The following is an 11803-nucleotide window of genomic DNA, read 5'->3' as shown; positions in this document are numbered from 1 at the left end:
ACAGCTCAATGAATTCTGAATTTATTTTAATATCTTTCGATATTGAATTGACTGTGCCGAATAATTACCGAAATAACTATTCTGTTGGTCACTCAGTTTTCAATTGAGACTCTAATTTGTTTGCCTCGCTACCTAAGTAGGTTGGCTGTTAGAACTCAATCTGTACGAGTGCCCACACAGATGATTGCTTTATATTGTTAAAGAACGTTTTGAGTCGCTTTAGCGTCTCAAGGGATGCGAATAATACACCCTTTATTTTTTGAGTCAACACTTAGTTTTAAACTTTCTTTTTGGAAGATTTAAAACCGAAGTTTTACTTAACTCTCTGAGTAGTTCGTGCCTCGCTATGCGTTGGCGTTTCCCGTCTCAGTGGGGTCGCATTATAGGGAGATTCGAGCGGGGGTCAATGTTTTATTTCAGCTTTTTGACAATTAAATGAATTTAGTATGAAAGCTATACAAATAAAGGGCTGCAGAGCTTTTTCTGCCTATTAAACAACCAACATATGAGCAGTTAAACTATCTGCATAGATAAAACTACAATATTAGGTGCTGTTAGGCTAAGCCAACTACATTTTTTAGTTGGCGTTTAATAAAGTATTACGTATGCCGTTAATTAAAAACTATAATTAAAGCCTGCGTAATAGCGTCGTCCTGAATAGCTTGAGTTAAGTAATCGTGCATCTGTATCATCACCTAAACGCGTTACCGATTCCGACTTAGTTAAATTAATAACAGCAGCTGTTAAGCTTAGCCCTTCATACAAATTAACCGATGCATTAACATCAACCTGTTCGTATGGATCTTGATATACATTTAACCCACTATTAATGCCTAATACTGTCTCCCCTCGTTTGTTATATGAAGCGCGCACATTAAAAGCGTCACCTTCATAATAAACAGAGGTGTTGTACTGATACTTTGCACTGCCTATTAATGCCGATTGACCAAACTCTTTATCATTTACTGTTACATCTGCTTTATTGGTTTTGTTATAGGTGTAGTTTGCATAAAAACCAAAGCCATTATCAAACGCATGCTGGATAAATACTTCCGCGCCTTTAGATACTGCATCGGTACCATTACCTACAGTACTGTACGGAGCTATATTAATGGTTCCTGCATCTACTATATTATTTTTACCGGCAAAGTTTTGCTCTACATCAATTACCAGTGGCACAACAAAGTTATCTACTTTCTTATGAAAAAGTGCCAATCCAACCGCAGAACCCTTTGCATAATAATACTCAATAGATAAGTCAGCCTGCACCGATTCAAATGGCTTTAAGTTTTTATTACCACCACTGCCGCTAAAACCTGGCTGTTCATTAAATGCAGCTCTATCATTTGCCCATTCATCCGATACAAACGTAATACGCTGCTGCGCACCTAAATCGCTATAGTCAGGACGAGATATTACTTTTGCTATTGCCCCACGAATAACTAAATCGTCAGTTGCATCCCACGCTATATTAAAACTTGGTAGTATTTGAGTGTCTTCGTTTTGCTGAGTGACTAATTGATAGTCTTCTACAAAGCGTGCGTCACCAGTTACTGGCTCGCCTGTTTCGTCATTTGTGTGATCTAATTGATAGGTATATAAGTCAGTAGATGAAGTAAGTGTTTTTGTTTGCACAACACGCACGCCCAAATTACCTCTTACTTCACTAAATTCAAAATCGCCTTGTATATAAAAAGCAGATATCTTCTCTTCAATGTCGTAAACAAAGTTATCTTCAATGCGTGTATAAGGTACATAGTTAGCAGTGACCATATCGCGGTATTTGTCCCAGTCGATACTTGGCATTTGGTTTATATCAAAACCCCCTACTATATTACTCTCACTTGTAAATACATTTTGAGCTAATGGCATTCCACCATTCCACTGGTAGCTATCAAAACGCGTAATACCTTGCTCGCTTGCTTCGCCTGCAGCTATATCAAAATTAGGATCTAAAAAGAAGGTATTGCCAGTTTCACGATGAAGCGTGGAGTTACGATATTTGACACCGGTTCTAATTGTTTTTAAAAAGCCCCAATCAACATAAAGATCCACATCAGCTTGGTAATAATCTTCTTCTAACTCACTGCGTACAAAACTTGAGTTTGAAGAGCCCGCATCACGACCGCCTCCAATTCCACTTTGCAAGTTAGCTAGTGTATTAGGGTCAATATTAAGTGATACATTATTTTGGTTGAGTGACCAGCCTGCCGTTTGAGCAGCATTTTGAATAGCAGTGGCGTTTTCGCCCGCGTTTGAACTTTTATATGCAGCTTCCCAGCTTTCTTCCGGCCCCCCTTCTGATTTTGTATTACCCACAACAAAACGCGCTTTAAAATTATCGCCTTCATAAGTTAAATTAAAATCAAAGGTATCGGAGGTGGATTCTTCACGTACATAACTGCCGCGCATCCACGGAAACTGCATATCACTTTCAATACCGCTTGCCATCGCATCGTATTGCATACCTGTAACAATACTTCCCGACTCATCAAGATTTACATCAGTTAAAAAATCAGAATTTAAAGACCACTCAGGTATATCAATCACAGATTCAGTTCTGTCTTGGCCGAGTGTAAAGCCAAAGTAATTAAATCCAAGCTCTAAACGATTTGTTGGTCGCCACTGTGTACTAACTTGAATTCCTTCGCGCTCACGTTTTTCGTTAAGAACTGAGCCTCGCACAACTTGTGGAAACCAAACGCCATCGTAACTGTTGCCGTTTGCATCATTAATAGTATCCCAACCATTATTGTTATTAACTGCGTTACCGTTTATATCTGTAGGTTGTCCACCGCCAGTGTAGCGCCATACATTTGCATCAGTTCCTCCCGAAAGTGTCCTGTTTGTGCGTTCCTGATACGTATAGCCAACTAATACACCAAAGTCTTCGTCGTCGTTTTTCCATGAATATAAACCCGTAAACTGTGGTTCGTACTCTTTTGTAACATCAGCGTAAGTACTCTCTACATTAAATACACCCGAGTTTGCATCCATACTCAAAGGCTTTCGGCTATGCATTAATACAGTACCACCAACCCCTCCTTCATCTAAGCGTGCCTCTGGCGATTTATAAACTTCTACACTTTCAATCATCGAAGACGGTAACAAAGCATAATCAAACGAACGCGAAGGCTCTCCCGGAGAAGACGCAATAAAATTACCATTAAGCTGTGTAAAGGTAAGTTGTGACGATAAACCACGAATACTGACTGATGAACCTTCTCCGCCGTCACGTTCAATTACCACACCGGGTACGCGCTGAAGCGAGTCAGCAACGTTTTTGTCAGGGAACTTTCCAATGTCTTCCGCGGTAATGGCATCAACCACAGAGCCAGACATACGTTTTACATCTAAGTTTTCGGCCATACTTGAACGGATGCCACGTACTTCTATTACTTCTATATCTTTTGTGTGCTGCGAGTTTTCTTGCGCTGCAAAAGCATACGTAGAACCCAAAGTAGAAAAAATTGATATATAAAGTGATGACTTACAAAACGTTGAAAAAGGAAAAGGGTATATGCTTGCTACTATCATGTGAGAGGCTGTTCCATTTAAATCTGATCATAAAACTAAAGCGAGAAGTTAGTCCTTTTACGCAAATTATTCACGTAATGGCAAAAATTGTTCCCAATTCTACACAGCCAAACTTAACCGTTTGTTAACCAACAATATTAAATTAAATAAACGTCTCTTTTAACTGTATTTATACCTATTAAATGAAAGTTAAAACCCAGCCCACACATCAAATCCGCTCTCAATTAACAAACTAAGAGCGGCTTTGTGGTATTTAATAGCTTAATGAAATAATTACAGTGCAAAAATCATCATAAAGTGTATACAAAAAACGAAGGGGATGATTAGATGAGGTAGTCAGCAGTTTATACTTTAAAAAGCAAAACTGCCGGATGATATTTGAAAGAAGTAACAATTGCTAAATAGCGCTTGGTTAATCAAGCGTAGCAATAACCTCTGAAAGCTCGAGTAATGTCGGCTTTCCACCATAATAATTGGTATCTATATGATAGCTATTACCCACCCAGAAAGGTGCTTTAGTTGAGTTATGTCCATGTATTGAAAAGTCGACTCCATGACTTTTAACTACCTTATTTTGTTTAACTACTTCGCGATCCCACAATAGAGATTGCACAATCACCGATTTATCATCAGGGTAATTTTCCCAATCCCACGATTGTGCAAATGTATGAGACAACCCAACTTTATAACCGCGATATTCAAGTACTATTGAAAGAGGTTTAGTTAGTAACTCATCGCACATAACATTGAGCTTTTCACTCGATACCGACTTGTGCCAATTGCCACCATTGTCAGTCCATAATTTAAAAGCCGCTTTATCATTACTTAATAATGATTCCAACATTAAATGCTCATGATTACCTAATATCATACATGCCCTAATGGCTTGTAAGTATGTAAATAAGTCATATGTTTTATCCCCGCGATCAACAAAATCGCCTAGGCAAAACAAAGTATCTCTTTCAGGGTTAAAATTTACGTTATTAAGTGCGTTTTTTAAGGCAGGTAAATCACCATCAAGATCGCCAATTACAAATACTCGGCACTCATCATTAATAAATATTGCTTGTTTTGAAGATACAGCCTGAATAGCGTTAATACCTATATACAAAATAGACTCCTATAGAATGCAATCTAAAACTTAGATTAATACTTGAGTTTATAAAGCCTTAAGGTAACACAATATAATTGATAATTAATGAAGGTAATAAAATTTGATTGAAACTAAAAATGCATGACGGCGGACTTTAGCTACAAGCTAAATAAGTAATGTAGATAGTTTTTAGCCGATAGTAAAAAGCGGCTTAGCAAAATACCTGAACAAGTTATAAGTTCGTTAGCAGCACAAACTTATCAGCCAGCTCACCTAAACTTTCACGCTTATTAGGATCGGGCTTTATACAGTCAATTGGACATACACTTACACAAGTAGGTTTATCATAATGCCCTACACACTCAGTACATTTATTAGCATCTATTTGGTATATCTTCGCGCCCATATAAATAGCCTCATTAGGGCACTCTGGGTCACACATATCGCAGTTAATGCATTTACTATTTATGAGTAGAGCCACCTTTTAGCCTTTTCAATTAATATCATTATAAAACAAAAAGATAGAGTTAAACTAAATGTTTTTTGACTACTTTTGATACAAGTCCAGTTCAATAATAAACCTTTATTTTTCTTTAAATCGTAGCACACATTCGTAACACACCATTTTATTTTTAGGTGTAAATTGCAGCCACGAATTATGCCTATTTTTCTCTGTTGCTTTGTTGATCTCAATCAATAAAAATCGCCGCAAGGCCTTTATTTATATAGGTTATTACAAAGTGAAGCACTCTTTATCAACGCTTACCAAAGTTCAATACACGAAAGCTAAACTAGAATGGAACCAGCTCAAACCTCCATTTTCTATGCAGCACATAAATCGGTGTGCTACGCTGGCTCAAAATATCATATTTTTTGAAGAAAAAAGTGCAGATAAACAAGGCCTTAGACCTAGTCGGACTAAAAGATTATCGAAATACGAAGCACAACACCATATTCGACTAATTTTCACCAAGTCTGGCACCGCTATTTTCTACTCTAACTTCCCAAAATCATCTGGTATCGCGAATACCAAGTTAGGTGAAGCACCTGAATTAACAATAGCAAAAGCGCGTAAGCTCACTGAACAAATGAAATATGGCGTTTTAAATAATCATAATATTAAAACTGTGTTTGATGCTTATGAACAAAGCTTAATAGAGCGTCATAACACCGCACCCACTAAATTTGCAGCTTCATCGCTCAAAACATATCAATGTAGAATAAAAAAGCTTAGGCATCATTTTCCGCTTAAGCGTGCATTCCAGTCTCTTACAGCTGGAGAGTTAGAAAAGATTGTAGATTTAATTATCAAGGCAGAGTCCAACAACCAAGCAATTGAGCTTTTTGCACAAATTAGAAGGGTATGGCGATTTGCCAAAAACAAATTTAACTCAGGTAAAAACCCAGCTGCTGATATCGATGACTTTTACGTATCTGACCGTGTAGAAAGCCCCCGTCCTTGCCAAGTTTATACAGACTTAGATTCGATAGCTGAATTATGGATAAACCTCGCATCGGCCCCAAATGTACATCAAAAAAATGCTGCGCGATTTATGATTTTGACAGGCATACGCCCTATCAACATTCCACAAATGAAGTGGGAGTGGCTCAATAGCATCGATTTCCCAACCTTAATTACCTTTCCGGCATCTATTGTTGGGGTTCGTGGAGAAATGAAAAACCAAAAAGAATATAAGCTGCCATTAACCAAGGCCATGCGCGCCATTATTTTAGAGCAGAGAGCCTGGATGGAAAATGCATTACCCAACTGTAACCCTGATCATATATTTCTTCAGCCTCGCGATCTTAACAAACCATTTGCTAAAAGGTCGCTGGATAAGATCATTAAAGATTACTCACCTGTTGATGCAGTAAAAGGAGATAAAAGAAATATTGTAATGAAAGGATCTGCAGGTGCATTTTGCACAATGTGCCGAAGTTTTTTTAAATCCAACGCAAAAGCGATTATGGTTGCCAACGGCTATCATTTTAAACACGCAGAGGAACTCACCAGACTCGCGCTTCATCACCTAAGAAAAGAGGACGATCCAAACGGCTTAAACTATGATAAATCTGAAGAGCTATTTGGCACTTCAACAAAGCTAAAATTTAATGTATTCAAAATTCATGAAGCAAGTATTTTAAAAAGAGCCAAAGAACTCGAAAGCCAACAACTCAAACTTACAGGTATGCAAAGTAAACAAGCTAAAAACCTTAAAGAAAATAAAGAAAAAAAAGCATTGAGAGATAGAATTAAAGCTCATTTAGTTCACAAAGGCAGTTATGTAAACTTCATTAATCAGCCACTTGGTGATACGGGCAGAGTAGCAAAAGATTTGATCTTAACCGAAGAAGGAAGAGCTGTCGTTGAGAGATATTTAAGTGACCAAGAAGCCAAAGCAAAAAATAATTAAAAAAGCTTAATTTCGACTTACCAAAGTTTTTGTAAAAAAAATTAATTTCATATCATTGCCTTATTAGAGCGATAACCCATCAGTTATTTGATGATTTTAACTTTTTTAAGGCTTATGTATTAATGGCAACATCAGTATTAAATTCAATAAAACCATGTGAGGTCATGATTAAAAGTCGTGACCTTTGCATGGTTGAATTTAATGCATTTAAGCCACCGTACAATGACGAGTCAATGGAAGAGCTAGCCAGTCTTGCGACTATTATATTATCGCAGGAAAAAGGTAGAAGACTTTCAAAGTATCAGCTTAAAGATCAAATAAGAATCGTATTCCAGCATGATGGCATTATTAAATTTTTTACTCATTTTAAAAAAGAACATAGCATAAAAAACACAAAGCTTGGTGATTCTAATAATATGAGTTTTTCAGCAGCAAAATTAAAAGCGGCCGAAATATACAAAAAGAACACCTCTAATTACACATTCGAATTTGTAGTGAGCAAACAAATAGAAAACTTACAGGCAATAAATAAACATAGCCCTAGCAAGTTAGCTGAAACCACAGTAACAACTTACACCTCCTATCTTAATTCAATTCAAAATGCCTTTGGTAAAAATACGTTATTTCAAACTATTACGCCTGAGATAATAGAAGCAACACTTGACCAACTGCTAACAGAGAAAAGTGGTCCGCATGTGGCTAAGCTATTCGAGCAAATGAAAAAGCTGTGGGTGTTCGCAAAAAATAAATATAATAATGGCACTAATCCATTCCTAGAAGTAGATAAAAATTATATATCTTCTCGAACGGCGAAGTCTATTCCTTGTAAGGCATATACTGATATATCTCTAATTTCTCAGCTATACATAAACCTAAAAACAGCTAAAAATAATACATTAATAAATGCGGTACTACTGATGATGTTTACTGGGCTAAGACCCATAAATATTTGCAACCTTCGTCTATCGTATATAGATGATTTAGATAATCCTAAATTTTTAACGTTTCCTGAAACAACTCATACTACTCGCGGTGCTATGAAAAACCAAAAAGAGTTTAAAATACAACTCACACCCGAGATGAAAAAAGCAATACAACAAGAGTTAAAATTAAACCCAGACATAAACCGCACCTACTTATTTTGCAAGGTTAAAGACGACTCAAAACCCATTAGTAAAGAGAGTTTAAACCGAGCACTTAAGTATCATGCGCCAAAAGACATGGTGGTGGCCTCGCGAGATAACATAAATATAAAAGGCTCAGCCGGAGCATTTCCAACTTTACTTCGCAGCTTCTTAAAATCGCATATGAAAGAAGTGCTAACTAAAAAAATTGGGGTATCAACAATTGCTGAAATTGAGTCTAAAAAAATGCTTCATCACTCTGTTTCAGATCACGATCCGATGAGTAAACATTATGACCACTCGAATAAAATATATAACACTGATATTAAGGCACTTTATAAAAACTTTTCCCTATTTGAGAAGGAAGTACTCAAAGAAGTAAAAATACAGGCTAAGTTAAAAATCAAAACGACTAAAAAATCATTTTTAAAATTAGATAATTCAAATAAATTCATCGCCAAAATCAAAAGCACAATAAGTGCTTATTCCACTATCTGGGGTAATATAGTTCAGCAAACCCAAAAGCTTAAAAAGAGCCGCCCTTTGCAAATATTAGAGTAGCGCTTACATATTGCTATACAACTTTTTCTTTGCTTACAAAACCTATAAAGAGCTTTTACTAGGTGGTGCAGATTGATTTCTTATAAAAGCAGGGATATCAAAAATATCAGATACTTTTGGTTTAGTGGCGACTACTTTAGAGCTTGACTCAATTTTCGTGTCATCAAGTATCATTTTTGAACTCGCGCCCGTAGCAATAACCAGTAGCTCATAATTGGTTGCTAAGTTTTCAATTTTTGAAACACCACAAATAACCAATGCGTTTGGGCTTAACTGCTGACGCACAGTATCAGTAATAAGGTTATAGCTACCTAGTGAGATTTCATCTTTGCAATTTACTTGTATTATCACGCCAGTACTTGATGACATATCTACCTGATTAACCAGTGGGTTATTGAGTGCTCCATCAAGCGCATTAGTAAGCTCGTTTTCTTCATTACACTTGCCTACGCCAAGTACTGCATCGCCTTGGCAATCCATAATTTTGGCAAAATCGTTTAAATCAACGTTTATTAGACCTTGAAAACAAAGCATATCGATTAGTGACTTGATCAGTGAGTGAAGTATTTGATTTGAGTGTTTAAACGCATCGAATAATCCTATATCGTTACCAAGCACTTCAATAAGTTGATCGTTAGGGAGCGTAATAACCGCATTAGCATGCTCTTTAAGCTCATTTAAACCTGCTTGCGCTATATTATTTCTAAACTGCCCCTCACTACTAAATGGCAATGTAGCAACAAATATAATGGGCTTACCTTGTTCACTAGCAAGTTGAGCAATGTAAGGGCTGGCGCCAGTCCCAGTACCGCCACCCAACCCTGTTGCACACAGTATTATATCGCAGCCATTAATAAGCGTTAAAAGCTGCTCTTTACTCTCTTCTGCCGCTTGCAGCCCAACTTTAGGGTCTGCGCCGGCACCGTAACCATGAGTGAGCTCAGCACCTATTAGTACCGCTTCATCACTCTGCGTATGCTCAAGCACTACTTTGTCGGTATTAACACTGTACAAAAATGCCTGATCAGACTCGCGTTGCTCAAAAATACTGTTCAGCGTATTACAACCGCACCCACCAATACCAAATACACCGATTGATAAGCCATCATTTTGCTGAATTAATTGAAACATAATCACTCCTAAACTTTTAAAGGAGCATAACAAATAGGTGCGTCAATTTTTGACGCACCTAAGCTTTAAATCAATTAAAGGTAGTTTGCTGTAGCCGCTTTAAGCTTGCTAACAATTCTTTGTCGCAGCTTTTCAGGTTTAATTATTTCTAGCCAATGAGAACATTTAAATAACTCATCGGTTAATTGCTCGGTATCAATAGTCTGGTAGGTAAGTAATACGTTTTTATCTTCAATATATTGCTTATCAGTCAGCTCGCCAAGCTCAATAAACTCTTGATTAACAGCCGAATGGGTAGGTACTTTTATTACTAATTCGATAGTTTCTTGCGACATGCCTTTATTAATCGCACTACGTAACGATTTTAATTGCTCGGCACTTGGCTCACGTCGTGTCTTTTGCAAAATGTGTACATTACGAATACGGTAAACCGGCATCTGGTAACACTTATCGTGAAGCGTCCCCACCATAAACTGCGCCATTAACACACCGCCTTGCTCAACTATGTTATAAAAACTCAACTCAGCAAACTTTAACCAATGTGCCTCATCGTAAAGTACTCTATAAAGCTCAGCTCTCACTGCACGCTTATGCTTAATCGCATGCTCAATTTGCTCAACTAGCTGATTATCAATATTTACTTTTAACGACGACTTTGGAAGGGTTGAAAGCCAGTCAGGTACATGGCCATTAAAACGTTTAAGAGCCTGCTCTGCTTTAATATGCACTGACTGCTTAACGTCACTCGGGACTGATTGCGGTAGTAACTGCTCCAACAGCAAATAGTGTTCAGCCATTTCATTGCTCATTACCTTTGCGTTACCACCTCGCCACTGCGCATTGATTGACCAACCATACGGTTTACTACGCGTATCTTTTTCAAGCCCAAAGCAACCTTCGTCGTAAAGTGATTGCAAGTCGCGTTGGAGCATACGGGTTGATATCTCTAACCCATATTTAAACAAAGTAGTCTGTAGTTGCTTTACTGAGATACTTCGCGGGCTGGGTGGGACATAGTCTAAAATTAAATTATGTCGAGTAGTAAGCATAACCCAACTATCCAAAATGCATTTTTCTGTGGCAGTTAGGACATAAAGCAATCGCGTTTTCTACCGTATCATCTCCCCCATCAGCAAGTTTTAATTTATGATGTACCTCTAAATAAGGAGTTCCATCTTTTCGTTTTATAAATGGAGCTGCTTTATTGCACTTCTGACAAAAGCCATTTGCATTTATCAAAACATCAGCGACGACATCTGGGTTTCGTTTAAAAATAGACGTAGTCACAGTTATTCTTTTTGGTTTTTTTGGTGCTTTTTTCAGTCGCTTAACTCTAGATTCTTTACTAGAGCTAAGCGCTTTTTTAACTTGATCATTAAAGTCATTTAAATAGGCTTCTAAGTTATTTATGTTTTTTGGGATTAAGTTTTTTAGAATTGACACAACTTCATTATCAAGTGAGTGTTGAAATGAATGATTTTGCTTGCAGAAGTGTTTTTGAAAATTACTCCTGCGCTTGTCGCCCGTTGTCTTCGGTAATAATTTACTTAGTTCCTTCTCATCTAGTTTAATAAAATCATCTAAATTTGATAGATCATTCAATTCCACTCTATAGCGAAGCTTACCAACTTCAGTATCTCGTATTTTTACTATTTCGAACAAACCGCAAAGCTCAGAAAGGCCCAGTTTCAGCTTTTGAATAACAAAAACAAGATCACCTACTTTTACTTTATCTAAAGTTTTTTCACCAGAAACACCATAACCTTTAGTAAAGTCAAAGTTTTCTGTGTTTTTCGGTCCATGATAGGCATAGAAATAATTTTTCATTTTTAAAAGTTCTCTGTAGTAAAACTCTAAATGCTTGGCTTTTATATGGTAAAAACCTTTATAAAGAGCAAGTTATGGCAAGTCATTACGAGTTGATATTAGTAATCTATGCATTA

The 11803-nt window shown here is 37.1% G+C and carries 8 protein-coding genes; 2 read left to right on the top strand and 6 right to left on the bottom strand.

Annotation, left to right across the window (positions count from 1 at the left end):
* Positions 1-615: 615 nt before the first annotated feature.
* From QL995_RS02630 to QL995_RS02620, 3 genes are all read right to left on the bottom strand, one after another.
* Positions 616-3537 (bottom strand): TonB-dependent receptor, encoded by a 2922-nt coding sequence (locus tag QL995_RS02630; RefSeq protein WP_290292437.1) that lies wholly within the window; start codon positions 3535-3537, stop codon positions 616-618.
* A gap of 412 nt (positions 3538-3949) precedes the next feature.
* Complete coding sequence (locus QL995_RS02625; protein ID WP_290292435.1) at positions 3950-4648, bottom strand: metallophosphoesterase; 699 nt, start codon at positions 4646-4648, stop codon at positions 3950-3952.
* A gap of 214 nt (positions 4649-4862) precedes the next feature.
* Complete coding sequence (locus tag QL995_RS02620) at positions 4863-5111, bottom strand: YfhL family 4Fe-4S dicluster ferredoxin (protein ID WP_033027073.1); 249 nt, start codon at positions 5109-5111, stop codon at positions 4863-4865.
* A 259-nt stretch (positions 5112-5370) separates the two neighbouring features.
* Between QL995_RS02620 and QL995_RS02615 the strand changes: the two genes are divergently transcribed.
* A complete protein-coding gene (locus tag QL995_RS02615; RefSeq protein WP_290292428.1) occupies positions 5371-7044 on the top strand; it encodes a hypothetical protein in 1674 nt (557 codons plus the stop codon).
* Positions 7045-7166: 122 nt separating this feature from the next.
* Positions 7167-8729 carry a tyrosine-type recombinase/integrase gene (locus QL995_RS02610; protein WP_290292426.1) on the top strand — a complete coding sequence of 521 codons (1563 nt, stop codon included), beginning with the start codon at positions 7167-7169 and terminating at the stop codon, positions 8727-8729.
* 42 nt (positions 8730-8771) lie between these two features.
* Here the strand turns inward: QL995_RS02610 and QL995_RS02605 are convergent, their stop codons facing one another.
* The 3 genes from QL995_RS02605 to QL995_RS02595 all read right to left on the bottom strand — a co-directional run bounded on the left by QL995_RS02605 (position 8772) and on the right by QL995_RS02595 (position 11687).
* On the bottom strand, positions 8772-9860 hold the full coding sequence (locus tag QL995_RS02605; protein ID WP_290292423.1) for a cell division protein FtsZ: 1089 nt from the start codon (positions 9858-9860) through the stop codon (positions 8772-8774).
* 74 nt (positions 9861-9934) lie between these two features.
* Positions 9935-10909, bottom strand: coding sequence for a WYL domain-containing protein (locus QL995_RS02600; protein ID WP_290292420.1), 975 nt, complete (start codon positions 10907-10909; stop codon positions 9935-9937).
* A gap of 7 nt (positions 10910-10916) precedes the next feature.
* Entirely contained in the window at positions 10917-11687 is a 771-nt protein-coding gene (locus QL995_RS02595; RefSeq protein ID WP_290292417.1) for an HNH endonuclease signature motif containing protein, read from the bottom strand.
* Positions 11688-11803: the final 116 nt, after the last annotated feature.

The organism is Pseudoalteromonas sp. APC 3358 (genome assembly GCF_030408075.1).
GTDB lineage: Bacteria > Pseudomonadota > Gammaproteobacteria > Enterobacterales > Alteromonadaceae > Pseudoalteromonas > Pseudoalteromonas arctica.
The sequence above is the reverse complement of the archived record's forward strand: the minus strand, read 5'-3'. Positions and strand labels throughout refer to the sequence as shown.